This is a genomic window from Microbacterium sp. (assembly GCF_041641055.1).
GTDB lineage: Bacteria > Actinomycetota > Actinomycetes > Actinomycetales > Microbacteriaceae > Microbacterium.
Genome location: NZ_JBEPZB010000015.1, coordinates 25,930 through 52,500, shown reverse-complemented (window position 1 = coordinate 52,500; position 26,571 = coordinate 25,930). Strand labels below are relative to the sequence as shown.

The 26,571-nt window shown below is 66.6% G+C and carries 18 protein-coding genes and 1 pseudogene; 2 read left to right on the top strand and 17 right to left on the bottom strand.

The annotated features are described in order from the left end of the window. Window positions 1-22 precede the first annotated feature (22 nt). Window positions 23-1,018, top strand: a complete 996-nt coding sequence (locus ACESK8_RS11005; RefSeq protein WP_372968630.1) for a hypothetical protein — start codon at window positions 23-25, stop codon at window positions 1,016-1,018. A 62-nt stretch (window positions 1,019-1,080) separates the two neighbouring features. Here the strand turns inward: ACESK8_RS11005 and ACESK8_RS11000 are convergent, their stop codons facing one another. From ACESK8_RS11000 to ACESK8_RS10940, 13 genes and pseudogenes are all read right to left on the bottom strand, one after another. After that, a complete protein-coding gene (locus ACESK8_RS11000; protein WP_372968629.1) occupies window positions 1,081-1,407 on the bottom strand; it encodes a low molecular weight protein tyrosine phosphatase family protein in 327 nt (108 codons plus the stop codon). A gap of 570 nt (window positions 1,408-1,977) precedes the next feature. After that, a complete protein-coding gene (locus ACESK8_RS10995; protein WP_372968628.1) occupies window positions 1,978-2,319 on the bottom strand; it encodes a hypothetical protein in 342 nt (113 codons plus the stop codon). Window positions 2,320-2,748: 429 nt separating this feature from the next. Continuing rightward, window positions 2,749-2,994: a hypothetical protein gene (locus ACESK8_RS10990; protein ID WP_372968627.1), complete on the bottom strand. Its 246-nt coding sequence runs from the start codon at window positions 2,992-2,994 to the stop codon at window positions 2,749-2,751. A 278-nt stretch (window positions 2,995-3,272) separates the two neighbouring features. After that, entirely contained in the window at window positions 3,273-3,596 is a 324-nt protein-coding gene (locus tag ACESK8_RS10985; RefSeq protein ID WP_372968626.1) for a hypothetical protein, read from the bottom strand. A gap of 418 nt (window positions 3,597-4,014) precedes the next feature. Further along, complete coding sequence (locus tag ACESK8_RS10980; RefSeq protein ID WP_372968625.1) at window positions 4,015-4,401, bottom strand: hypothetical protein; 387 nt, start codon at window positions 4,399-4,401, stop codon at window positions 4,015-4,017. Window positions 4,402-4,748: 347 nt separating this feature from the next. Beyond that, the gene (locus tag ACESK8_RS10975; RefSeq protein ID WP_372968624.1) at window positions 4,749-5,411 is read right to left on the bottom strand and encodes a hypothetical protein; all 663 of its coding nucleotides are present in this window, start codon (window positions 5,409-5,411) and stop codon (window positions 4,749-4,751) included. Then, the gene (locus tag ACESK8_RS10970) at window positions 5,405-6,664 is read right to left on the bottom strand and encodes an RHS repeat-associated core domain-containing protein (protein ID WP_372968668.1); all 1,260 of its coding nucleotides are present in this window, start codon (window positions 6,662-6,664) and stop codon (window positions 5,405-5,407) included. Before ACESK8_RS10970 ends, ACESK8_RS10975 begins: the two co-directional genes overlap by 7 nt. After that, window positions 6,665-6,769 (bottom strand): annotated as a pseudogene (locus ACESK8_RS10965) (RHS repeat domain-containing protein); the annotation flags it as partial. A gap of 677 nt (window positions 6,770-7,446) precedes the next feature. After that, window positions 7,447-9,273: an RHS repeat domain-containing protein gene (locus ACESK8_RS10960; protein WP_372968623.1), complete on the bottom strand. Its 1,827-nt coding sequence runs from the start codon at window positions 9,271-9,273 to the stop codon at window positions 7,447-7,449. Window positions 9,274-9,421: 148 nt separating this feature from the next. Further along, window positions 9,422-10,009, bottom strand: coding sequence for a hypothetical protein (locus tag ACESK8_RS10955; RefSeq protein ID WP_372968622.1), 588 nt, complete (start codon window positions 10,007-10,009; stop codon window positions 9,422-9,424). Next, a complete protein-coding gene (locus ACESK8_RS10950; protein ID WP_372968621.1) occupies window positions 10,006-16,608 on the bottom strand; it encodes a NucA/NucB deoxyribonuclease domain-containing protein in 6,603 nt (2,200 codons plus the stop codon). Before ACESK8_RS10950 ends, ACESK8_RS10955 begins: the two co-directional genes overlap by 4 nt. Continuing rightward, the gene (locus ACESK8_RS10945) at window positions 16,608-17,345 is read right to left on the bottom strand and encodes a hypothetical protein (RefSeq protein WP_372968620.1); all 738 of its coding nucleotides are present in this window, start codon (window positions 17,343-17,345) and stop codon (window positions 16,608-16,610) included. The genes ACESK8_RS10950 and ACESK8_RS10945 overlap by 1 nt, the downstream gene beginning before the upstream one ends. Continuing rightward, a complete protein-coding gene (locus ACESK8_RS10940; protein ID WP_372968619.1) occupies window positions 17,342-17,674 on the bottom strand; it encodes a hypothetical protein in 333 nt (110 codons plus the stop codon). The genes ACESK8_RS10945 and ACESK8_RS10940 overlap by 4 nt, the downstream gene beginning before the upstream one ends. 161 nt (window positions 17,675-17,835) lie before the next feature. Here ACESK8_RS10940 and ACESK8_RS10935 point away from each other — a divergent pair, with 161 nt between their 5' ends. Then, the gene (locus tag ACESK8_RS10935; RefSeq protein WP_372968618.1) at window positions 17,836-18,312 is read left to right on the top strand and encodes a hypothetical protein; all 477 of its coding nucleotides are present in this window, start codon (window positions 17,836-17,838) and stop codon (window positions 18,310-18,312) included. 227 nt (window positions 18,313-18,539) lie between these two features. On the opposite strand, the gene ACESK8_RS10930 is transcribed toward ACESK8_RS10935, so the two are convergent. The 4 genes from ACESK8_RS10930 to ACESK8_RS10915 all read right to left on the bottom strand — a co-directional run bounded on the left by ACESK8_RS10930 (window position 18,540) and on the right by ACESK8_RS10915 (window position 26,529). Beyond that, a complete protein-coding gene (locus ACESK8_RS10930; protein ID WP_372968617.1) occupies window positions 18,540-20,198 on the bottom strand; it encodes a sigma-70 family RNA polymerase sigma factor in 1,659 nt (552 codons plus the stop codon). Window positions 20,199-20,376: 178 nt separating this feature from the next. Further along, a complete protein-coding gene (locus tag ACESK8_RS10925; protein ID WP_372968616.1) occupies window positions 20,377-23,904 on the bottom strand; it encodes a SpaA isopeptide-forming pilin-related protein in 3,528 nt (1,175 codons plus the stop codon). Continuing rightward, entirely contained in the window at window positions 23,897-24,922 is a 1,026-nt protein-coding gene (locus ACESK8_RS10920; RefSeq protein ID WP_372968615.1) for a class C sortase, read from the bottom strand. The genes ACESK8_RS10925 and ACESK8_RS10920 overlap by 8 nt, the downstream gene beginning before the upstream one ends. Window positions 24,923-25,008: 86 nt before the next feature. Further along, window positions 25,009-26,529 (bottom strand): SpaH/EbpB family LPXTG-anchored major pilin, encoded by a 1,521-nt coding sequence (locus tag ACESK8_RS10915; RefSeq protein ID WP_372968614.1) that lies wholly within the window; start codon window positions 26,527-26,529, stop codon window positions 25,009-25,011. Between the last annotated feature and the right edge of the window lie 42 nt (window positions 26,530-26,571).

Sequence of the window (26,571 nt, the reverse complement as noted above, 5' to 3'; positions counted from 1 at the left end):
AGGGTGGCGCTTCTCTGCGCTTGTGCGCGAGGCGGTGGTAAACGCCACAGCAACCGGAACGCGCGCGATCGTCATGTCGGCCTTGAGCGTTGCGATCGGCGTCCTCATCGCGGCACTCCAACTCTACGACTGGTCGAGTCTGACGCAGCAGGTGCGATCGGCCGACGCCCAGGGCCGGAGCGTGGTGACTATCTCCGCCTCTCCGCAGATGTCAGCTCAGATCGAGGTAGCCAGCTGCGAGGCGCTGACGTCTCTCGAAGGCGTTGAAGCCGCAGGGGTGATCGTTCTCGGTGGTCGTTCGTCGTTCGATCAGTTGGGCGTCGGCGTTGCAACTGCTCGCGCGAGTTCGACCCTGATCCCAGAGTTGGCAGTTGCCGATCTCGCCATCGGCAGCGCCTTGGGCACTGCCGAATCGGGAACGCTGACTTCCGGATCGGGGTATGTGCGCAGCTACACGAGGGCTTCTGCGCAGCCCGCCGGAGTCGACGTGAACTCTCTGGCGCTTTCGCCGCTGCTGGGCTCCGACACCACAGCACCCACCTGCATCGTACGGCTCCGTTCGTTTGCGCACGTTCACGACTATCTGCCCTTGCTGCTCGCATCGCTGCAGTCGACGGGCCCACCGTTGGTTACTCGCGCAACTACCGATGCCGTCGACCCGGTCGCTTCATACTCGACGAGGATCACTGTGTGGGCGCCGGCCCTCGGCGGGCTGGGGTGCGCGCTTCTCGGTCTTGTGACCCTGTTTGCCCGCGGGAGCGAGATCGCCACCTACCGGATGTCGGGAACCACCATTCGCGCCACCTTGGGGATATGCACGCTCGAACAGGCCTTGTACGCTGCCGTCCTCTGGTGCTCCGCGTCGCTGACCACAGTCGCGTGGCACGGATCATTCGGGCACCCTGTCGGTACGATCGCGGCCGCGGGAGTTGCCGCATTCACATGGCTCGCTGTCTACCCGATAGGTGCGACGCCCTTCTTGCGCCGGGATCCCACTGTGCTCGCGAAGGATCGATAGCACGCACGAAAATGCTCCGGGCGCTTCCGTTACGCGACAGCGCGGATTCTCCGTCGATCGGATCAGCGGGCCGGAAGATACGGAGGGACCGTGCGCTGCAGGATGCCGATGAGCTCAGGGTCCATGTAGTCGTAGTCGTCGGGAATGCCGAGCACGGCGATGCGGGTGTCACGCAGGCTCGGCATGAACCGTCGGGTGAGTTCGCTGCGGTGGCGCTTCTCCATCACGAGCACGAGATCGGCCCACTCGAGGTCCTCAGGCCCGACGACCTCCTCCGCATCGCGCTTGAGTCCTGCGGATGCGACGGTGATGCCGGGCCAGTCGCGGAACACCGATTCGGCAGTCGGGCTGCGGAGCCTGTTACGGCTGCAGACGAACAGCACGTTCATCCCATCGCCCTTCTCATTCGTTGCTGCGGAGCCCTCATGCTATTCGGCGGCAAGCCGACGCCGCAGGGATCGGGCGACGTCGGCAGGGTCGCCGAAGAGTCGCGCCGTGCGACAGGCCCGCGGTCAGTTGCGTCATGTCACCACTCCACGCCACGAGTGCGCGCAGGGTGTTGCGCCTCTGTCTGCCGGACACTCAGCGCACCACCTTTTCACCCACTGCACGCAAGACGTCCGAAAGCCACACCAACCCATACGAGAGTGTCGAGTCGTGGTCCGAACCATTCTCTCCACGTTGTCGAGCGACTCCGTGAGCTGCCCGATCGTCAGTTCACTGGGCCTCGAGCACGGATCGTTACGTTGCTCTCGCGGGATAGCCCAGAAATAGTCGGTGTCCAGCCGTATCGTCGAGCCCGTAACACTCTCCAGATGCTGCAGCAGGACCTCGGCAGCGTGCCTTAGCGTCGCCACTGGAACCTCTAAGTCAGTCGTGGTCATCTCAGGCCCCTCCTCGGCCGGCGCACGGTTCACGTGCCTATTATTTCTTCCATCGACAGGGGCGATCCATCCCGCCTACCCCTGCCATAGCGAATCATCGATGCGAACCCTCGCTCCGACGACGAGGCCGAGCCTGCTCTTCCATTCGTGCCCTGCCGATTCGATCGTGACCCTGACTTCACCGCCTTCGCTGGACACCCAGACCGCATTGACGAGATCTCGGTGCAGAGCCACCATCGGGTCGTCGTCCTGCATCCACACGACGCTGGCGGACGCGGCAACCGAGTCCCAGCACACGTCAACGCGGCCCGCGCCCGGTGCATCCATCGCAAGTCGCGTCTGCCAGGGCTCCTCCGTCGCCAACAAGCGGACAGGAAGGTGACGAAGCTCCTCGAATGGCGTGCTTTCAAAGTGCATCTGCTCCCGCCTCCCCTGCGCCGACATCGCCGAGCCAGCCCTTCATCGGCAGCGCAGGAGCGTGCGGTCGCGGGCGTCTCAGTGGCGGAGTCCCTTCGCGTTGCCACACGGCCTCGCCGATGCGGATGCCGTCGGCAGTCGCATCGCGCGTTGTTCAAGTCAGCTCGAAAATAGACCCTCATTCGCCAATCCCGCACAGACTGCGATCGTCGCGACAACGAGCCAGCCGACCCCGACGGTCACGACCATCCACAGCTTCGGGCTCCGGCGGGCGCTCTCAGCTTCCGTGAGGGCCTCTTCGCGGTGAACCTTCGCGAATCGCTCGCGAACGAACGTCAGAATTCGCGTACGGAAGGTGAGAATGCTTGCGCCGCCAATGCCTGCAAATATGGCGAGCGAGAAAGCTGCCGCAATGAGTGGGGCCACCGCTTACACGTCCCGTCCGAAAATGCCTGCGCCGATAGCCACCAGCCCGATGATCATCAGCCCGACACCGGCGAAACCTATCCAGAAGGGACTCGACCCCGCGGCGACTGCACGTCCGACCGCCCCGCCGAGTGCCCGCTGAGTATCCGAAATGAGCTGAAAGACCTTCACCCGATTTCGCACAATCAGAGGCCCGCACACGACCGCGACGAAACCGACGGCCAGCACAATGTAGTTCTCGATCGTCACTGATCCCCCCTATCGGACTTCCTGCGCCTGAAACTTCGGATAAGCCAGTACAGCCCATGGCCAAGCGATACGAGACCGAGTGCTCCTACTACGACGACCTCCAACGGTTGATCCCCTTTTCTCATCGTCGGAGACCCGTCACGGAAGTCAAGGTGCACAGCCAGAGCGAGAAGCGCGACCCCAGCGACGATAGCGAGGATGCTGATCCAACGGTTCACGATGTCCTCCTCAGTTGGGGCGCCGCTTCCTCCCCTAACAGAGACTCTGCGAGCGAGGATTCATGACGATGCGGCGGCGATCAAAGGCTGCTGCACGGCCGGCTGAGGATCAAGCCGGCAGCGACGATCCAGGAAGACAGCGCTGACCGGCCCGAACGCCGACCGCCATGAAGCCAGAGGGGCGCGGATAGTGAGTTCGTCATCATCGAGGTAGTCGGGGATTCGATCGAGTCCCGGCACGTCGCCAGCAACGAACACAGCACTCGCGGCGCTCAGCGTCAGCTGAGCTCCAGGAGCGGGCCACAGCCCCAACTTCAGCCCGAAGAGCCGATCGGTGCTGGTGACGACCGAGCCGTCCACGGTCCACGCCGTCCGCTCGGTCATCTGTGTGAAGGTATTGCCCCTCTGGAAGGGATCCAACTCCTTCGATACGAAAAACCGCATCGATGTATGCCGACCTGCCGTCCGGCGTATCGATGCCGGCATGCGCCGCCCACGATCAGGATGCCGCCGGTGACGGTGTCGACGGTCACCACTGTGGCGGTGGCGAGGGCTCCTTCTCCCGCAAGAGCGAGGCTTCCGCCGCCGTGGGCGGCGAGCGGGATACCGCAGAACCCCGGCGGTTGCGACCTAAAACCTGAGACGCCTCCGCCGGGCCCGGGGCTCAGGCTGGCCATCGCCCGTGCCCGTACGTAGACCCTATCGGTCAGACTAGGACGACTGCTTGGGCACATGCACCCAGACCGTAAGCCCGAACTCCCACCCCATCGACCGTTCGTGAAGGGACCGGGCACACTCAAACTCAGCGGCGTAATTTGCCCCCCCACGGGGTCGAGTCATATGGACAGCGATACGACTCCCGGCTTGTCGGAGGCGCGTATTCAGTCGGTGTGATCAGATATAAAGAAGGAGGGGCATGGAGGACATCAGGGGCCGCGTAAAGTTCTTCAAGGTCCGGAGGTTCGACATTGAGGCGCGCTGACCAACCCAAGTCTAGAGCGAGCGAGACAGCGACGTCGGGAAGTCTTCGGTCAGCCAAATGAGTAATCAAAATCAGGACGTCCAGACCATTGCGCACATCGAGCTCGCCATCGACCAGCGCGATGTCGATTTCGTCGAGGTGATTGGTCGTAAAGAGGACGGACGAATTCTGAGTCAGGGCTTCAGCTTGCCGTTCGAACCACTCCAACACTAGAGGATTATCCACGCGGGATCACCCATCCATTCTTCTGTAACCATTCGATCTGCTTTCGCGTTAACGCGGTGAACCCGGTGTGGGTCGAGAACTTCTCAGCGCTCATTGGAGCAACCACCACGATGCCGGCTGCGCCCACCACGCTGGAGCGCCTGCGGCGCGAGGTCGCCGAGATGCGGATCGACCACGAATTCCATGAGATACGGCATCGTTCTTCGCACCGAAGCGGTCCTTGCTCTCAGCATGTGGCAGGCGGGAGGTTGCATTCCCAGCGCCATTGATACCGATGGTCTGGCCAACTCCTCATCCATCGTTCGGGATATCGGCTCGCGCAATGACTACTAAGAAACGTGCAGTGGAACGCGTCCGCGAAGCGCGTCCTCTACTGCACTCATCAACGCTGCCTTAGCGCCGACGGGTGCGAACGACCACGCGCTCGCTGCCCTGCCGCCGACCTCAAGGACAATGGGAACGTCATACCAATCACCGTCGATCGAGAGAGTCAGTCCCACTCCGAACTGCGATGATGACACTCCAGCTGCTTCGATTCGCGACCAGGCGATGCCTGCCGGTTCTTCATCCTGGCCCAATGCGAAAAGAACACCTGCATCACGTAGGACCATATATCGGCTGGTCATCGGAATCATGCCAACGGCGAAGACCCGCTCGCTTCGGGCACGCGCCGTCCGGCGCTCCGCCAGGCTCGGCCATTGCGCGAAAGCCCTTGCGCTCCACGCGCACACACCGAAAACGGCAAGGGGAATAACCGCCGCAGGCACGCCGAATACGAGGGGGGTCCCATCCGTCGAGATGACCCAAGCGAACAACACGAAGAGGAACACCCCAAACGCAACCCCTAGCATCCCGCCGACCGTTCGCACAGCTTCCGAGTATCGATGAAGGGGTTCTGCTGAATGGAACTGCCTGCGGAACCACTCCGGCAAGCTCGCCCCTTCATCGAACGCGTGAATGCCGCGCAGCTTTGCAAGACCCGATGTCAGCACGTAACTCCGATCCGGCATGAAAGCCCCGCGCTCGCACCGATCCCGAAGCCTCCGCCGAATCCTGCCCGCAGGCTTCCCAGAAGGATGTAGATGGTCTCCCCCTTCGCATTCTGCCCCCACTGATATGATGCACCGCCGCCTAGTCCGGCTGCGTAACTCGCATTGATCGCGTACATCAAAGCATCGAGATCTTCGGGTGTGCGAGCGTTGGTGTAGCCGAATGATATCGCTCCCGACCCGCCCATCTTCAGTTGCGCGCCTAGTCCCACATCAGCATTGAGAAGGACGCTGATTCGTGAGTCCGCGGTGACCACCGAGCAAACACTCGCGCCTGCTCCAGCGATCACTGCTCCTGCTTCGGCGGCCGCGCAAATGACCGTGCCAGCGCCGTTGCCAGACGGACCACCTGTACCGGAGCGCAAGGTCCCGTTGGGGAACCTGCACGATTGGTTGGAAACGTAGAAGTTGGATGCACAGGGGGGCGCGTCCAGCGTATTTCCGCTCCCCGTGACACTCGGGTGCCTTGTTGACAGGTATATGTCTGAACGAAGCCAAGGCGTTCCCGCGTTGGTTTGGACTAGAGGCTTGCGGATGCCAGCTGGAGCAGTCTGACGAGCGCTCGGCCTATTGTTGCCGCGGATGACGTCATTGAGAGTGCTCGAATTAAGGTCAGCCAACACGCCGGCGCGCTGAGCGGGCTGTGAGCGCACGAACGGTTTCCGGACCATCCGGGATCCCGCGCGTACTCCCCCGCTCTCGCGCATGCGCATGAAGCTGATGACGTAGCCGAGGTCGTCACTGAACGAGACAGGGGTGTTCTCGATATACGAGTACCGGTTCAACGACTGCGGGCGCACCAACAGTCCGCGCCAGTCATCGGGTTGCACCCACGCCCCGGTCGACGGGTCGTAGTCGCGGGCGTAGTAGTTGTCCAACCCGAGGGTGGGGTCCCCGGGCTGCTGGTCGTTACCAACCAGGGATGCCCACCCGGTGGACTCATACTCCGCACCACCGAAGTCCGTATAGTTCACCAGGTCAGTGATCTGCCCATCCGCGCCCGCTGTTGCGGTCGCGTTGCGCTGGTCACCGAGCACCCACTCCCCACCGGATGCCCCGTCCTGGTACGCGACGGCGCCGACCGGGTCGCGGAACAGGCTCGTGTCCCCGTGGAGGTCGCTGTCGGTCGCGGCGGGCTCGAACCCATCCCACGCCGTGGTGGTCGTGTCCGTCCCGTGCGGGGTCTGGTCGGTCATGCTCGTGCGACGATCCAACCCGTCATACGCATACGACGTCGACCGGCCATCCGCCTGCGTTGACAGCAGCCTGCCGGCGGGGTCGTGACCGAAGGACGTCGTCATCCCGTTCACGGTCTGTGATGACCGGTTCCCCGCCCCATCGAAGCTGTATGACGCGGACCCGGCGTTCGCACCCGTGGTCGTTGTCCCGGTGAGCTGACCTGCCGGGTTGAACGTCGCCGTCAGGGCAGAATCGCCTGCCTCGGCCCCGGTGAGCGCCCACGCGGTGCGGCTACCAGCCGCAATGCTCCGCGTTAGCGAATCAGGCGACAGGAACCTGCACCCAAAGGTCTCGCCCGAATTCTTCTCCAGGCCACCAGTCTTCGAGCGGTCGAAAGCACTCGTACTCAACGACGTATCCGTCACCCCAGGGCGTTTCGAGATACGTGCATCGGTAGGACTCCCGTCTCACTGGCTCGCCAAGCAGGGTGGGACGGATCAGATAGATGGCGGGTTGAGGCTCATTCAACCCGCGAGGCCCTCGTATCGTTTCCAGATTTGGCAACGTAGTGTCCAGCTCCGTCGAAAATGAAAGTTCGATCCGGAGCCTCACCACGAGGTCCAAACCCTTGCGCGCTACCTGATCAGTGGTGTGCGTCAGCAACTCCCGACCGAAGGCAAAGTCTCCATCGTCGTGAGCGAGACGCGAGTCAATCTCGTACAGATGGCTGGAGACAAATCCTACTGATCCGTCGCCAAGGGCAGTTAACTGTGTCTCGAGCCAGTGATTGATGATGTCGCTATCCAACTGGAGTCCTCCATCCTATCTTTTGCAGCCATTCGATCTGCTTTCGCGTCAACGTCGTAAAACCATGTTTCCACGTACCGTTGATATTCAACGCCGCGCCGTTGCTGAAATGTACGTGCGGTATCTCCCCCTTTGTCCCGCCGCCCTTGTCGAGCCGGACGATTCCACGCGGAGCTTGTCCTTTTTCCACTTGCCTGGCTGCTTGACTCAACGTCGGCCGAGCGCTCTGCCCGCTGGACCCGCCATTGGACTTATTAAAGAGCATGCCGGTGCCGTTGGTGATCCCGGCAACGCCGCCGATTCCGACGGCCGTCCCCGCCGCGGCCCCCACGGTGATCGTGACGCTTGAGAGAACTACTGCCCCTCGGCCTGCCGTCACTGCCGTGTTCGTGAGAACGACGAGCGGCGCGGCGCACGTTCCGCCACTGGCGGCGATGCATACCATGCCCGCGACGATGGCAGCTGCACCGAGGACCACGAGTCCCATTCCGACCCACTGTTCCGCAGAGAGCCGGACAGGGGGCCCAGAGAGAGTCGCGCGGCAGGGGTGATCGAAGTACACACATTCCGCGTGCGTCGCCGAAACGAATGTGCTTGTCCGAGCGGATGGAGTGTTTATCCGCTGCCCGGTCGAGATACTCATCGGCTGGATACCCGAGCCTCCTCCGCCAGGCCCGCGGCTCAGGCTGGCCATGGTCCGCGTACGCACGGCCGCGGCTTTGGCGTTGCGCGATGCGACACCGGCGGCGGCTGCCGCCTTCGCTGCTGCGCGCTTCACCACACTCGAACGGCCGCCTCCCCCGTCACGCATGCGCATGAAGCTGATGACGTAGCCGAGGTCGTCACTGAACGAGACAGGGGTGTTCTCGATATACGAGTACCGGTTCAACGACTGCGGGCGCACCAACAGTCCGCGCCAGTCATCGGGTTGCACCCACGCCCCGGTCGACGGGTCGTAGTCGCGGGCGTAGTAGTTGTCCAACCCGAGGGTGGGGTCCCCGGGCTGCTGGTCGTTACCAACCAGGGATGCCCACCCGGTGGACTCATACTCCGCACCACCGAAGTCCGTATAGTTCACCAGGTCAGTGATCTGCCCATCCGCGCCCGCTGTTGCGGTCGCGTTGCGCTGGTCACCGAGCACCCACTCCCCACCGGATGCCCCGTCCTGGTACGCGACGGCGCCGACCGGGTCGCGGAACAGGCTCGTGTCCCCGTGGAGGTCGCTGTCGGTCGCGGCGGGCTCGAACCCATCCCACGCCGTGGTGGTCGTGTCCGTCCCGTGCGGGGTCTGGTCGGTCATGCTCGTGCGACGATCCAACCCGTCATACGCATACGACGTCGACCGGCCATCCGCCTGCGTTGACAGCAGCCTGCCGGCGGGGTCGTGACCGAAGGACGTCGTCATCCCGTTCACGGTCTGTGATGACCGGTTCCCCGCCCCATCGAAGCTGTATGACGCGGACCCGGCGTTCGCACCCGTGGTCGTTGTCCCGGTGAGCTGACCTGCCGGGTTGAACGTCGCCGTCAGGGCAGAATCGCCTGCCTCGGCCCCGGTGAGCGCCCACGCGGTGCGGTTACCGGCCGCGTCATAGCCGTACTCGTTGGCCTCCCCGTCGGAGTCCTCTGACGACGCGAGCCGACCGATCCGGTCATACGCGAACGCGTGCGACAGGACCTCAGGCTCCACGACCTCCGGCGACGGAACGACCGGCTCCTCACCCACCGGCTCCTCGCCCGGCTCCTCGACAGGCGCCTCGGGGTCGGTCGGCGCCGGGTCCGCCATCTGCGGTCCGGTGATGGTGCGGACCGTGTCGGTCACCGTATCGCTCAGGACCCATCGCAATCAGCCCGCCAGGTCGCAAAAGGCGAGGATGAGGCGCCTGGTTTGGTTGGAGGCTCGTGACCGTGAAATGAGGATGGACCTACCATCACCGTCATCGTGCATGCTCTCCGCACCGTCTGGCAAGTCACGTCAACGCACGCCAGTAGGCGACACCGGGATTCAGCTCGGACGCCAACCCGCCGAAGACGAGGTCGTCCATCTCCAGGTATCCGCTGGGGTCGACGTAGAAGATCCCACGTTCGAAGCCCGCCGCCAGAGTCGCCAGCATCGCTCTCAACGACAAGAATTCGATCGGATGCTGCACCTCATCGATCCAAAAGTGACGCACCGCTCCAGCTCCCGTCGGGCTGCTGTCCACAACGTAGAAGTCGCCCCCACCGTTGGCGAATATCGGCAGCCAACCCGGCGTCCAGCGCTCGTCGGTGACGAAAGCCCGATAGTTCGTGACGGCGTCTTCCAGCGACAGCAAATGAAAGCCAGGGAACAGCTGGATGTCATCGAGGCTTGCCGGGCTGTCGGCTGCGGTCCCGTTGCGCCAGCCGTACATAGCCTCCAATTCGGGCGTGGATCGCAAGCCAATCGAGTCGAGCGTGGCCTTCACAGCATCTGCCACGAGGCCACCCTGCAGCGACTCCAACAGGGCCTCTCGGTCAAGCCGTCGCAATGCCGATTCAATCGTGGTCAGCGACACAGAAGGATCGTCAATCATCATGGTCCGAACATAACGTTGAAGGGGTCTCCTGGCTGCACGCCGGATCTCTGGAAGAACTGGCTCAGGACCCCGCCCTGATAGTTCTGCTCACCAACCGGAACCGACCGGATGAACGAGCCACAGCCGCCCTGGGCCGAACAAGCAAACGGATACTCGTCCAGCGACTGCCCGACAGGTGCGCGAGCATGGCCACGCAACGCATCACGACGGTTAGCCTTACGCGTGGCGTCACCAACCCTCGTCAAGCTGGTCGGCGCGCCGTTCGCCACCGCAGTGTCGAAGTTGCCTGCAAGTCCCGGAGCGCGACTCCGGCTGAACGTCACTGTCGGCGCTGCGTTCGCCGTGTTGTTTGCTCCGCGGGCTGCGGCGGCGGCCTTGCCGCCTTGGGCGGCGAGCTTGCCGAGTCGGCCCGCGGGTCCGAGCAACCCCGCACCGAGCGCGACAGCCGCGTCACCGTAGCGGCCCTGCACCGCGCACGCGGAGGCCTCGACCGCCCCACACGCAGCAGACACCGCACCAGGCACGAACCCGCACGCGGTCAACGCCGCCTGAGCGATCGGGTTGTCGGTGATGATCTTGCCCACATCGGCTGCCGCCTTCGACACCCCACCCCAGAAATCACCCCACGGATCCGATGACCGAGGCGGCTTCTTATGCCGGTCAGCGAGATGCGTCTGACGATCTTCGGGAGACTTCACCGACTTCACCCGGGTGTCACGCCCACCGCGGTCATCCGACGCGCGATCTCCACCACCGCGCAGCAGCTTCGCCACCTGCACCGCAGCTGCGGCGACGCCCCCGTTGAAGATGCTGACGCTCGCTGCAGCCCAGGCTTTCGCCGTGTTCCGCGCCACAGTCGAACTGCCCCCACCGCTCTCACGCATGCGCATGTAGCTGATGACGTAGCCGAGGTCGTCGCTGAAGGACACCGGGGTGTTCTCGATGTACGAGTACCGGTTCACCGACTGCGGGCGCACGAGCAGTCCACGCCAGTCATCGGGCTGCACCCAAGATCCGGTCGTGGGGTCGTAGTCACGGGCGTAGTAGTTGTCCAGGCCGAGGGTGGGGTCACCGGGCTGCTGGTCATTACCGACCAGGGATGCCCACCCCGTGGACTCATACTCCGCGCCACCGAAGTCCGCATAGTTCACCAGGTCGGTGATCTGCCCGTTCGCGCCCGCGGTTGCGGTCGCGTTGCGCTGATCCCCCAGCACCCACCTGTTGGCGTCAGGGCCGTCTTGGTATGCGACGGCGCCGACCGGGTCACGGAACAGGCTCGTGTCCCCGTGGAGGTCGCTGTCGGTCGCGGCGGGCTCGAGCCCGTCCCACGCCGTGGTGGTCGTGTCCGTCCCGTGCGGGGTCTGGTCGGTCATGCTCGTGCGACGATCCAACCCGTCATACGCATACGACGTCGACCGGCCATCCGCCTGGGTCGACAGCAGCCTGCCGGCGGGGTCGTGACCGAAGGATGTCGTCATCCCGTTCACGGTCTGCGAGGACCTGTTCCCCGCACCATCAAAGCTGTAGGACGCGGATCCCGCGTTCGCTCCCGTGGTCGTCGTCCCGGTGAGCTGACCTGCCGGGTTGAACGTCGCCGTCAGGGCAGAGTCCCCTGCCTCGGCTCCGGTGACTGCCCACGCGGTGCGGTTACCGGCCGCGTCATACCCGTACTCGTTGACCTCCCCGTCGGAATCCTCCGACGAGGCGAGCCGCCCGATCCGGTCATACGCGAACGCGTGCGACAGGACCTCAGGTTCCACGACTTCCGGCGCCGGAACGACCGGCTCCTCACCCACCGGCTCCTCGCTCGGCTCCTCGACAGGCGCCTCGGGGTCGGTCGGCGCCGGGTCCGCGATCGCGGGTCCCGTGATGGTGCGGACCGTGTCGGTGACGTTCCCGGCCGGGTCGTATTCGTAGTCGTACTGCAACGCCGCACCCGCGGGCACCGGCGACACCGGGTCGGGGAGCGACCGCCGCTCCAGGTAGTCCCACGTCTTCACGCACGGCTTCTGCCCGCCCGCGGTCGGGGTGTCACGGTCGGCGAGGTATCCGTCGATCGCGCGGCACTGCTCGGCATCCATCTGCAACGGCACCACCGGCTCCGGCGCAACGACCGGCGCTTCCTCCGGCTGCGGGGTCTCGTGCAGCACTTGGGTGACCTGCCCGACAGCGTCATACGTCATCGACGTCGTCACCTGGTTCGGACGCGTGATACCGGTGAGCCGGTTGCTGGCATCCCACGAGTACCCCAGCTCACCCTCGGGCGTGGTCTGCGTGACCGGGTTCCCTGCCGCATCGAACGTGTACGCGGTGGTCGTGCCATCCGGGTAGGTGAGCGACTCCCGCAACCCTGCCGCGGTGTAGGTGGTCGTGAGCGTCTGATCGTTCGTGTCGACCTGCTCCAACAGGCGCCCGACCTCGTCGTAGATCCACCCGGTCGTGCCGGTGGGGTCGTCCATCACGATCGGCTGCTGCTCGCCGTCGTACTCGAACGACACGTCGCCGTCCGCGCGCGTCAGAGTCTTGACGTCGCTGCGCTTGTCGTACGCGTACGAGGCGACCAGGCCCATCGGGTTCGACACCCGTGCCACGCGCCCCGCATCGTCGTACGAGGTGTTCGTCGTGATACCGGTGGGTCCGGTCTCCTGGGTGGGGCGACCGGCGGGGTCATAGGCGAAGCTCGTCACCGCGTCGAGCGGGTTCGTGATCTTCTCCAGCAACCCCGTGGGGGTGTACGCGTATTCGGTGACCACGTTCGTGTCGGCGGAGGCGGATGCGTCGGGCGCGAACCCCTCGGTGACGGCGACGAGCTGACCGGCAGGGTCGTACGCGAACGCGGTGACCTCACCGCGAGGATCGGTGGTCGACGTCTGCCGGCCGGCCTTGTCGTAGGCATAGGTGTTGACCGCGCCGAGTGCATCCGTGACGGTGACGATGCGCGACGCCTTGTCATACGCGTAGGTCGTGACGGCGCCGAGCGGATCAGTGGTCGACACGAGGCGGCCCGCGGCGTCATAGGCGTACTCGGTGCGTGCACCGCCAGGGGCGACCACGGCGGTCTCCTGCCCGTTGCGGTCGTACTCGAACGCGGTGACGCGCCCGTCGGCGTCGAGGACGCTCGTGATGCGTCCGGCCGGGTCGTACTCGAAGGTCGTGACCGCGCCGGTGGCGTCGGTCTCGGTGAGCACCTGTCCTGCCGCATCGACCTCGTACAGGGTCGGGTTGCCGTTGCGGTCGATGATGCCGACCAGGTATCCGTCGATGTCGTAGAGGTACTCGGTTTCGAATCCGGCGGGGTCGGTGACCTTGGTCACGCGGTCCATCAGGTCGTACGTGTAGGTCGTGACACCTCCGGCGGCATCCTTCTCGGTCACCACTCGCCCGGCGCTGTCGTACGTCACCGACGCGGTGACGCCGGTGGCATCCGTCGTGGTCGTGGGGCGTCCGAGCTCGTCGACGTCGAAGGAGGTCGCGGCCGCGAGCGGGTCGGTCGATTCGGTGAGGATGCCGGTGGGGTCGTTGGCGTGCTCCCACTCCCCGCCGTTGGGGTCGACGATGCCGACCGTGCGGTACGTGTCGTCGAGGAGGAACGTCGTCGTGCCGCCCTCGGGGTCCACGCTCCCGGTCAGGTTGTCTTCGGTGTCGTACGCGAACGAGGTCGTGCCGCCCTCGGGGTCGGTCACCGACACCATCCGGGCCAGAGCATCCCACTCATACGTGGTGACGGCGCCGACCGGGTCTGTCGCCGAGGTCAGCTGGCCGTTCGCGTCGTACGCGTAGGTCGTGACGCCGCCCTCGGCATCCGTCGAGGTGACCAGCCGGTCTGCGGCATCCCAGCCGAACGCCGTCGTGCCACCGGCCGGATCGGTGACCGAGACGAGCCGATTGCTCGCGTCATACGCGAACGTCGTCACCCGCCCGAGCGGGTCGGTCGAGGACACCAGATTGCCGCGGCCGTCGTACGCATACGTGGTCGCTGAGCCCGAAGGCTGGATGCTGCGCGTCAGGTCCCCCGCAGTGTTGTACTCGAACCCGAGCGTGGTCCCATCGGCCTGCTGCACCTCAGTGATGAGGCCCTGGGCGTTGTAGACGCTGGTCTCGGTGCGGTCGCCGTCGAGGTCCGTGACCGTCTCGACGTCCCCGCCCGCGGTGTAGGTGTACTCCGTCACCGCGCCAGTCGGGTCGGTCTCCTTCGTGAGATTCCCGTCGTCGTCGTACGCATACTTCCAGGTGCGACCGGCTTCATCCGTGTGCTCAGTGACGTTGCCGGTGTCGTCGAACTCCCACGAGGCGTCGTCGCCGGCGGCGTTGGTGATGCCGATGATGCGGGACTTCTTGTCATACGCGAAGACCGTCTCCGTGCCCTCGTTGTCGGTGTAGACCGTCTCACCGTCGCCGTACTCGAACATGCGGACGTTCTCGTCCGCATCGATCTGACGCACAACACGTCCCGCCTTGTCGTACTCGTTCACGAGATACGTCACGCCCGCAGCGTCGGTCGCCGTCAGCATCCGGTGTGCGGCGTCGTACGTGAACGTCTTCACCGCACCATCGGCGCCCGTGAGACTCACCAGGTCGCCCGCGGCGTTGTACGCCAGCTTCCAGGTACGCCCATCAGGCAGCGCGAACGCCGTGATACGCCCGACGCCGTCAGTCGTCACCGTGACCTTCTGGCCCGCGGCATCCGTGATGGAGGTCAGCGGCGTGAACTGATGCACGTCCCGATTCGCAGCCCCATACGTCAGCGTCGTCGCGTTACCCTGCCTGTCCACGTGACGCACGAGCTCACCGATGCCCCACACATCAGCCGCATCGAACACCCACGACTCGCCCGTGTCGCTGTCCAGTTGCAATTGCCCAACGCCTGCTTCTGTGAGCGTCAGGCCAAGACCGTCCTCGCCCTCGTATCCGCCGTTTCCATCTGGGGTGAACACGAAGGAGGCGCCGTCGCCCCGCACGACCATCACGGAATCGTCGTCGAAGCGTTGCGCTCGGGCGCCGAGCCCGAACGTCCAGCCCGCACCGACCCGCGAGAGCCGCCCGTCCTGCGCGTTGTAGACGAGCGTCGCCGCGAGGGACTGCTCACCACGACCGGTCAGCTCGAACAGCGGGAACGACTCCACCAGGTTGCCCGTCGAGAACGACACAGGGTCAGCACCGTACGTCTGGTAGTTCTGATACCCCAGGTGGCGCCACCGGGCGAGCTCCGCCTTCGACGGCGGTGACGGCCATCCGCCCACGACGGGGTCGGTGCAGTCGAACCCGGCTCCCTCGAGGTACCCGCCGAGACTGCGGAACGCACCGTCGACGATCGACCGGAACCCGTTGTCGATGACCGGACGGTCGTAGTTGTGGTCGAGGAACAGCGTCTCGATATGCGCGTACGCCCCTGGCAGACCGCTGTACTCCGCGAACGGGAAGTTGCTCGTCGACGCCTGCGCCTCGGCCGGGCGGCCCGTGTACGCCGGCATCTGCGAAACGAACGAGTCCCGCAGCGCGTTGTCGGCCCCGGAACCACGGGAGAACCCGATGGTGCCGCCCTCAGACGCCGTGCCCCACCCATGGCCCTTCCACGCGTTGAACCCGAACCCGACGGTCGCGACCGGGTTCGCATTCGCAGCCACTTGTGCGCGCAGTTCGCGAGTGACGTACGGGACGCCCGCGGGACGGGTGACCACGACGCGCGCGCGGCACTGCTGCTCGAGGTACGCCTTCACGCCCTGCACGAGTTGCCAGTTGTACGGGAACTCCGTCGCAGGTGACGGCGTCTGCACCGACGCCTCGTCGTTGTCGGGGTCGAGCACCACGACCGGCCCTGGCGGCACCGGGAACGGCGTACCGATCACGACGAACTGCGACAGGTGATCGGACTCGCCCTTGACCGTGCCGGTCTCGGCGTCGAAATACGACGGCAGCTCGACCCACTCGTCCTCCGGAGTGGAACGCGTGTAGATACGCAGCGTCGAAGTCTCGACCCCCGACTCCTCCACCCGGTCGAGGTTGACGTCGAACTCCAGCGTGATACCGGGAATGACGTCCTTCACCATCGGACCCGTCTCCGGGTCGTCATCGGGAACGTCGATGAGCTCGGCCGGGAACGAGGTCACCTTCTCGCCCGCCACATCCTGCGCCACGATCTCCACCGGGTCGCTGACGACGATGCCCGACGTGTCGACCACCGCGCTGCGCCGCGCCTGCGCCTCCGACGGCGCCTCCGCGAGCGTCAGCGTGACCGGCTCCGCGACCTCATGCCCCGAGAACACCGCCGCCACGCCGAGCTGCGTCGACGAGACCTCCGCCTCCTCACCGGGCGCGAGTTCGGTCTCGGCCGAATCCTCCGCCGCCGCCTTCACCACACGGCCCGCGCCCCCTCCGGAGCCGGCCGGAGCGGGAGCCGACGTCGGCGTCGCCTCCGTCTCAGAGTCGTCGTCAACCGGTTCGCCGTCGGCGTTGAGCCCCGCAGCCGCGTAGACCTTCTCGAGCACCTGAGCGCGGGCGGCCTCCATCAGCTCGCCCGGCGTCATCGGAGCCGGCGCGACAGCGCCGATGCCGAGCACGAGTACCGCCGCCGTCGAGGCGGCGAGCGACCGGAACCACATCAGACGTCAGCCCCGAACAGCTCCGCGCCCACATCCTCCGCGTCGACGTCTGCGTCAGCAGCGCCGGCTCGGCGCCGACGCCACCACCACAGGGCCCCGCCACCGCCGACCAGCAGCACCGCCAGCAGGATGAGCCCCCAGGCGATCAGGCCACCCGTGATGGCCAGGTCGTCGACGCGCACCACGCACGCCGCGAGCTCGGAGGCATCCGACACCCCGTTGCCGTCGTAGTCCTCAGACCCGTCCGCACACGTGCGCGTGCCGCAGATGACGAACTCCACCCAATCGCCGATCCGGTCACCGTCCGCGTCCTCGAGCGAGTTCGAGCAGGTGTCCGTGTCACACACCAGACGCTCCGCGAAATCAGGGATGCCGTCCTTATCGGAATCTTTCGTCGCCGACGCGCACGTCGTGCTGTCACACGACAGCACCTCGGTCCAGTCCGGGATGCCGTCGGCATCCTCGTCCTCCGTGCCCACCGCGCACGTCGCCATGCCGCACACCTCACGTTCGACGACATCGGGAATCGTGTCGTCGTCAGCGTCCTTCGTGTCCGCTGTCGACATCGTCGAGGCGTCGACCGACACCGACACCGACACCGACACCTCTGCCGCGGGCGAGTGCGCTCCCGGTTCCATCGCAGCGACCGCAGCCTGCGGAGCGAGCACCATCGCCCACACCGCCGCCGCACCCAGTACCGCACCGACACCACGTCGCCACATCGATCGACGTGTCACGAGATTCCCCCTGCACTCAGCAGCGCCTCATCGCGCTGCTGTCTCACGTTCAGCACGACGATCCGCGCCACCGCCCCCAGAAGGAGCGCCACCGGGTACGCGGCGAGCGCGACCCCGATCACCCACCATCCGCCGGCATACCCCGCGCAACCGCTCAGCAGCACGCCCGTCAGCCAGACGCCCGTGCTCACGCCCACGGCATCCGCCCGGTCGAAGGCGGCGGCGACTCCGGCGGCCACGGCCGCCAGCACGGCGAGCACGAGCCCCGCCGCACCCAGGAACCCGAACAGCGGGGCGAGGTCGTTCCAGATGCTCAATGTCGATATCACCGTGCTGTCCTTCTCCTGTGCGCTCTGTGACGTGCGTACGTCCTCTTACTCAGACCCTCGACGGCCGGATATGTGACGCCGAGTACGGAGATCCGCGTAACGGATCGACCTCTGGCGGGTCTGTAACGGATGAGACAGGTCATCGAGAGAGTCAGGACCCCATGAGCACCACGATCACGCCTCCCGCTCACCACCGTGACGTCTACCGCGCACTGCAGCGCGCCCTCACCGCCGAGGACGCGAAGTCGTTCAGCCTGCAGGACATCGCCACGTTCGACACCTGGGCCGCCCTGATGCGCGGTGAGACGAGTCAGTACCTCGTCGGTGGCGCCCTCTCGGGTGCCCTCGACGCGCTGCGCACCATCGATGCGATCCCGATGGATGCCGAGGGGTGCTCGATCGTGCCCCCGGGCGGAGCCATCACTCAGGCGGACATGACGCTCGCCCGGCTGTGGCTCTCGGACGGCCTGCGTGGACACGGCGACCCGCAGGGCGAGCAGACAGTGGTGACCAACACGCTCGCGGCGCGAGGGTGGCTGAACCACTCGGTGCGGATCACGTCTCTGATCCTCGCGATCTACTGCGTGGCATCCGAAGCGGCCGAGCGGGCACGGGCGGCGCTCCGACGCGCGTCGTAACGCCGGCTCCTTCGCCGAAGAATCATGCCGAAGTCACGTCACGATCCACACCCAGGGGGATCTGGTCTTGTGTAAGGGGCCCCAACCCCTTGCTCCGATCCCCACTCGGAAGACACCGACCTCCCCGTCGGTGGACAACCCGGCACCCGGTCCGGGCAGGAGGGGTGAGCGCCTCTCGCTCCCCCTCCTGAAGTCCCCGGTCTCGGCACGGCGCCGCTCGAAGCGCGCTACTGGGCGGTGAAGCTCGTGCTCGACCACGGACCGAAGTCTCCGGTCGACGGATTGGCGTATCGCAGTCGCAGTGTGTGCGAGCCCGGCGGCACGGCCAGGTACTCCTTCCAGGCCCCGCTCGAGGGGATGCGGATGGTCTGCACCGGGGTGACGCCGACGGTCTCGCGCTGGAGCACGGTTCCGGCCGGAGCGGTCATCGTGAAGGCGAAGCGGGAGGCTGTGACGGTGGACCCCGGGGCGGGGCTGGACGGGCTGGGCCCGCCGCCGACTGTGTACGACAGCCCGGAACCGGATGCCGAGGTGACGCCTCCGACGACCTGCCTCGCTGCGACGACATGGCTGCCCGGCGCGGCATCGGTCAGGTGCACGGACCAGGAGCCGTCGCTGCGCGCCGTCGTCGAGGCGAGCACCGAGCCGCCGGCCAGCACGTCGACTCGCGCACCGGGCGCCGCGTCATCCCCGCCGATCCGGGGGTACATGCTGCCGTTCAGCTGCGAGACGGAGGCGGTGGGGGCGGGCGGCGGTACGGCCGGCGCATCCACCGGCGGGTTCTGCGAGTCGCCCGGCGGACCGCTGGGCTGCGGTGACCCCGGGCCGCCGGGTGGCGTGCCCGCATCCGGGGAGGGCTGTGCCGTCGCGACCGGTGTCGGCGTCGGCGTCTCCGACGGCTCGGCCGGAGCGGTCGGTGTCGGTCCGTCCGTGGGCGCGGAGACCGCACCGTCCGCGCCGCTCTCCGAGCCGCCCGGGTCGGAGGGGGGCGGGTTGATCAGCCACACCGTGGCGGCGAGCGCAGCAGCCAGCACCAGGATCGCGATCAGCAGCAACCACCACCGCCGTCGCCTGCGATCCTCCGCCCGTGAGGGAGCAGCAGTCTCCGACATCCCGAGGCCGTCACCGGAGGCCATGGCGGCCGACATCGGCGGAGCATCCAGAGTGCTGAGGTAGCCGGCGGCACCGGCGGTCCCTGCGACGACGGGGAGGATGGCGACGGCGATGTTGGCGAGGTTCCTCGCCTCGGCGAGGGACTTCGGGCAGCTCGGACAGGTCGCGAGGTGTCGCTCGAGGGTCGCGTTCGCACGCGTCGAGAGGGCGCCACGGGTGTACGCACCCATGTCCTTGATCGCTGCTTCGCATTCCGCCGTGCGGGCACCACTCAGCTGCGCGCTGATCCACGCATCGCGCAGCCCGCGTTTCGCGCGCACGATGAGCGCGGAGACGGCGTTGGGAGCGAGACCCAGCAGCACACTGATCTCGCGCGGCTTCATGCCGTCGACCTCGCTGTACCAGAGGGCTTCCTGCCACCGCGACGGCAACGACCGGAACGCCGCGACCGTCGCCTCGTTCTCGAGGTCGGCGACCACGGAGTCCTCGCCGTGGCGCGCATCCGGATCCACCTCCGCCTCGAGGTCGGCGACGTTGATCGTGTTGTGCTGCACGTACCACCGCCGACCGACGTTGCGCACGGTCATGATCAGGTAGGGACGGAACCCGGCGGTCGGGCCGCCTCCGGCCTGGATGGCGCGCAGCACGCGCGCGAACGCCTCGGACACGATGTCATCGGCGTCGAGCGACACGAAAGTGCGCGCGACGGAGTACGCGGGGCCCGTATGACGCTTCCAGAGTTCGCCGTACGCCTTCGTGTCTCCCTTGCGCACGAGTTGAACGAGATCGTCATCAGAGCGGGCACCGGGGCCATCTGGATGATCGGACAAGGTCTCCCCTTCATTCAGGATTCTTCACCACGCGATCGCGGCGACGCAACGTCTTCGTCCATCGCGGATCACCGCGTGCCCGGCCGCCGCGAAAGCGGCGGCCGGGCCGGGTCGGCTCTCCCTAGCCGCGCGGCGTGCGTCGGCGGCGCTGCCACAGCAGTCCTCCGACAGCCGCCGCCGCAAGCGCCCCCGCTGTGATCCAGAACAGGTAGCTGCCCATCCCACCCGTGAGCGGGATCGACGGCACCTCGGACTGCACGTTCTCGATCGGGCTCTCGAACGCCGTCTCGCCCCGAACATCGATGTAGTGCGGCGTCGGATCGAGCTGGTACCCGGCGGGCGCCTTGGTCTCCACCAGGCGGTACCGACCCTCGGCCAGAGGATCTACCTTCAGCACACCGGCCTCGGGCGCGACGTCGGGGCCCGTGCATCCGGTCGCATCCGCGGCCACACAGTCGACGATGTCCAGCGGTGTCCCGGTGGGTGCGTCATCCGCGTCGACCGGCGTGAGCTGCCACTCGGACCCGGCGAGCGGGACCTCGGAGCCGGCGGCGATCTTCTCCCACGTCAGGCTCGACGGCAGGACTGTGATCCCGGCGGGATCGCACGACTCCTCCACCGGCGCCGGTTCCCCCTCCGCCGGCGGCGTGGTGTCCTCCGGGGCGACGCAGGCGGTGTTCACGAGCTGGCCGCCGTCAGGCATCGCCGTGAGCGGCACCTGGTACTCGATGACGACCGCGTTCTCCTCACCGGGCTTCAGCTCCGCGATGATGGCGCCCGGCTCCAGCCCCGCAGGAAGCGGGTCGAGGGAAGCCAGATCGACCTTGTCATCGGTGACCGCGAGGTCGTAGAGCGTCTGATCACCGGTGTTGGTGACGACGAGGCGGTAGGTGAGGGTGTCCCCCACGTGGAGCGGCGGGTAGTCGTCGACGTCGTTGGCATCGTGCCATTCACCGTCGGCATCCTGGACGTACTTCTTGAGCGCGACCGAGTTCACCGCGCCGATCTCGAACCGGCTCGACGTGCGCATGACGAGCTCGGTCCGATCCGAGCGCGCCTCCGCGCGGTTGACGTAGACGTCTTCATACGTCGCGCCGTCCGTGATCACCGGGATCACGAACTCCTGCGCGCTCGACGGCGTCAGAGCGGGCCCGATGACGCGCACACCCGTGGCGTTCGCGACATACGTCGTCGACCAGCCGACGGTGTTGCCGCTGACCGTGCCGGCCGCTCCGTTCGAAGGGTCCGCGGGGTCGTCGACGAGCGTCGTCGGATCGGCCGTGGTGTAGTAGACGGTCGCTCCGGCGACAGCCGTCACGGGGCCGCTCAGCGCATAGCTGCCCGAGAAGCTCGTGCCTCGACCGTCGCCGTTGTACGGAAGGACGTCGACGACGTCGGTGAAGGTCTGCGTCCTCGTGTCCTTCGAGGAGATCCGCACGGTCCAGGAGTCCTCCGCCGTCCCGTCGACGTGCGGCACCTTCGCGGCGGCCGCCGTCTTGGTGAGCATCGTGCTCCCCCCGTCGCGGATGCGCGTCTCGGCGCTCGCCCCGGCGGTGACCCCGTCGATCGTGAACGCGGCGCTGTTCGTGAACACGTCACCGGGTTCTGCATCCAGTGGAATCCTGGCGCTGAAGGTGATCACGAGGTCGGTGTTGGTCGGCACATCGGACAGGGTCCAGGTGAACGTCTGGCCCGAGATCGTCGTCGGCGCCACCGAGGCGCTGCCGGCGACATACTCCATGCCCGCCGGCAGGACGTCCTGCAGCGTCGCCTCGGCGATCGTCGTGTCGATCGGCGCGTCGGCGCGGTAGCGCAGCGTGTAGTTGACCGTCGCCCCGGGGATCGTCTCCTTCTGGTCGACCTCCTTGACGATGGTCGGCGTCGCCGCGATGATCCGCAGCACGTCACGACCGCCACCGGTGTACGGGTAGCGGGAGTCCGGGGTCACCACTCCGCCGGCGGCCACATCGCCGGCATTCATCGTCCTGGTCGGGTTGAACCAGGTCGTCCCGCCGGTGAAGCTGTACGAGGTCCACGTCCAGATGTCCTGGCCGACGGCCACGTCGGGCTTGACGACGCTGTCCACGAACAGACGAGCGAGCGGCTCCGTGATGGTGAGCGCGGCGGCGGGCGGGATGATCGCCTTCACCGCCCTGACCGTGCTCATGTCGGCCGGCTTGACCGAGGTCCACCCGGTGTTGCCGTCGCAGACGAAGGTGTTCGGGTTGTAGTTGGCGTGCGCCGGGTTGAGGTTGTTGTTCGTCCCGGTGCCCGTGTAGTACATGTACTGGATGCCGGCATACGGGGTGATGTCACCGTTCTCGGCAACCCCCACGACCGCAGCGGTCGGAACGACGTAGCGCGTGTCGATGACGTTGCACACCTGCGTGCTCTGCGTGGCTCCGACGGTCGGCGGACGCACCGCCGAGGAGCTGCGCACGGGCGCGCCGGCCATGGTTCGGTACGTGTCGGTCCAGAATGTGCCGGGCGCCGGCGGGTCGAGCGTGTTCAGCGCCCACGCACCCGTCCACTCACCTCGGGTCGACGGGATCGAGTTCGAGTTGTTGGCGGAGGAATCCGCCGACGTCTCGCCCTGCTGCGACGTGTAGGTCGGTGCCGACGCCGTCATGCTCGTGAGAGTGCCGGACGTGTAGGTGAACTGCACGTTGATCAGTCCTGCCGCGACCACGTCCCACCCCGCCTCGAGGGCGCTGCCGCCGGAATCGAGGCTGGGGTCGAGGGTCTTCGAGTAGTCGATGCCGGTGATCGTGAGCCGCATCCGGTTCGAGCCGGTCGGCGTCAGCGTGCAGGTCAGCGGGAACGGAGCCGTGTCCGCAGCCGTGTGGCCCGCGCCGGAGAACGGATGCCCGGCCTGGACGAGGCTCTGCGGCGTGCATCCCACCGTCTGAGCGGTCACCACGTTGCCCGCCGTCGACGAGAACGTCAGGTCGTAGCTCACCGTGTTCGGACCCGCGGTGGAGCCGGGCGCGTGACGGAGCGACCAGGGGAATGACAGCTGCTGCAGAGCGCCCGAGGTCGAGCTCTTCGGCCGCCCGCCGTCGAACTTCATGTCCATGGCGAAGTCGTTCACGATCGGGATCTCGGGGAGCGTCGCCTCCACGCCTCCGACAGCGCCGGTGATGGTGACGGTGTCGCCGGTCCTGCCGTTCGCCTCGAGGCCCGTCAGCATCAGCTCCGCCGTGCCCTGGTCGCGGGTGCCGACATTGCAGACCAGCGTCGTGCCGTCGGCGGAGATGGATGAGGCCGGCGTGACCCCGTTCGTCAGACACACGTCCGGCATGGTGACGAACTTCGCGTTCTGCACCGTGAACGTCACGGTCACGTTGTCCACGGGATCGTTGGACGGGGCCGGACTGTCATCGTTGATGTTGAAACGCCAGACGGAGATCAGCGAGTCGCCCGAGGCGACCTGCGGCGGTACCGGCGCCTGCCATTCCCCCTCGATCTCGTACACGGTCGCCGCGTCCGCGGCGGCGGTGGGCACGAGTGCTCCCGCCCCGACCACGGCCACGGCGAGAACGGCGGAGCTCGCCCGGCGCATCCACTGACGCAGCCTGGCGCTTCTCTTCTGGTGGCGGAGCGCCTTGCGTCCGACCACCTCCGGTGTCGTTCGATGATCCCTATTCATTGCTTCCCCCTAGCCCCACGGATTCGTCGTGAAGTCTGTCGTCAGTTCTGGAGTCCGTGAGTTCGGACGGATCGGAGCTCTGCGGTGCGCGAGCATCCCGGAAACCCTGGGTGGTCAGATAGCCGGCGATGAGCAGCAGCCCCGCCCCACCGAGGACGGCCCACCACGGGAATCCCGGGATGGTGGGCGGTGCGCCCGCCGAGGCCTCCTCGGCCGCCGGCACCGGCGTCACGCGTTCGGCGGTGACCACGATGCGGTGCGTGTTGATGCCGAGCGGCGTGCAGGTGATGAGAGTGAGCAGATCTGCACCCTCCTCGGGACGGATGGTGCCGTTGGCCTGCGGTTCGATGACCTCGATGTCACGGACGCGGTACGCGAGGACCTCGCCGAAGACCTCGACGACGATCAGGTCACCGGTCTCGACCTTGTCCAGGTCGGTGAACATCGTCGCGTTCGCGAGTCCGCGGTGCGCCGTGATGACCGAGCGGGTGCCGTCTCCGCCGATCGGCAAGTGCGAGCCCTCGAGGTGGCCGGCGCCTCTGGTGAGCACGGCGTCGCTGGTCCCATGGAACACGGGCAGATCGACGTCGATGCTGGGGATCTTGACGCGCGCCATGAGACCCTCGGCGTTCGCGTTGAGGATCCGGTCATAGTCGAGCGAGTCGTCGGTGAGCGTGCCCTCGCCCACCGGGATGTTCGCGTTCTCGCCCAGCACCACCGCTCCGGCGGTCAGGGCGTCGTTGTAATCCCGCGCCGCGTCCAGCTGCTCGCGGGCGCCGGGATGCACGGTCTTCACGTCCGATCCGTAGTCCTCGATGACCTGGGACTGGTTGTACGACGACACCCAGGCGGCCGTCATCGGGTACAGCCCGGCGCCGAGTCCTCCGAGTCCGAGGACGGTGATGGCAATGGTCAGCCATCCCGGCTTCCATCGAGGCCGTGACCTGGTCGAGCCGACCCCGTCACCAGGGTCGCCGTCGGCTGTCGGCGGGACCGCTTCGTCTTCAAGAATGAGCATCGCGTCGTTCCTCCCCGGATCTGCGCGTGGTCGATGGCCTGTACCGGACGGATGCCTGCGCATCCGTCCGGTACAGGGTGGTGCTCTTAGTTCGTCGCCTCGGCGCGACGACGGTGCTTCACGAGAAGCAGCCCGACGGCCAGGCTCAGCGCACCGATTCCTGCGGTGATGAGCGCGATCTGCCCTGCGGCACCCGTCATCGGCAGAGCCGGAACGGTCTGCTGCGTGTTCTCGATCTCGACGTTGTCAGCCGGGGTCGTGGTGCCGATCTTCACGGCGACCGCGGTGAACGGGTCAGCAGGAAGGACGAAGCCCGCGGGTGCGACCGTCTCCTTGAGCACGTAGCAGCGCTGCTGGGCGTCGATCACCGGGTTCACGCTGTCGCTCACGAACAGGCCGGGAACGGTTATGAGACCCGAGCCGGCAGAGGTGAACTCGGTCTCGCCGTTGACGACGACCGGCGCACCGGTCGGCTCAGCCGCAGAGCAGTCGGCCGCGTACGGGTCGACAGCGTTGTACACCTCGAACACGGCACCGTTCAGAGTGCCCTGCGTGCCGGTCGTGCCCGCGACGCGCTTCTGCACCTCGAGGCTGCCCCAATAGGTCTTGACCTCGTTGGAGGGCAGCGGCGGCTGGACAGCCGGGTCGAAGCCCGGGTTGTTCGGCCAGAGTTCGGCCTCGTTGGTGATCGTGCCGTTTCCGACGCTGACGACCGTTCCCGCGAAGACGACCTGGATCTCGGTGCCGACGTGGTCGTTGGGACCCTCGTTGAGCCACGCGATGCCGGCCGCGGTGAAGTTCATCGTCATCTGCTGTCCGACGATCTCGACCGTGTAGAACGACGGGTCGAGTGCAGCGCCGTCAGCGGTGACGACGACGTCGTCCGCGGGCACCGGCTCGAGACGATCGTCGAGCGTGTCGCGGATGGCGAAGCCGGTCCACTCCTGCTGCATCGTCGGCACCGGCACGGTCACCGGGAAGCGGATGACGGAACCGAGTCCCGTGTCCTGCTGCGGGTCGATCGTCTTCTCGATCTCGCCCTCGCCGTTCTTCGGGTAGGCGTGCACGTCGTACACCCACCCGCTCTGGTACGGCATCGGCACGGTGAGGATGAACGGGAGCGCGCGGTCGATGATCTGCGCCGGCGCGGACGTCTCGCACACCTGGTACGCCCCGATGGGCAGCGACACCGTGGCCGTACCCTCGGCATCCGTCGCAGGCAGTGCCACCGGTGCACCCAGGGTGTAACCGGCGGGTGCCGTACAGGCGGCGCCCGGCGTGATGGCGTTCAGGCCGTCCCAGCTCGACGCGACATTGAGGTCGAGCGGCGTGCCGTTCTGCAGCAGCGGGTACGCCGTGAAGACGACGTCCGCCACCGGGTCGGTGAAGTCACCGGGCGCCGGCGCCTGGCTGATGTCGCCCTCGACGGCACCGTCCTGGTGCAGATACTTGTGCACTGTCAGCGACCCGGTGCGATCCGGATCGATGTTCCCGTAGTCCTGAGGAGCTGCGTGAGCAGCAGCGCCCGCGCTGAGCATCGCCCCCAGGCCGAGTGCGGTCGCTCCCAGAAGCGACAACGCACGGCGCGTGTTGTTACGTTCAGACACCTGAACTCTCCATCCCTGATGGCCCTCCGGCCGTCCTCGGGC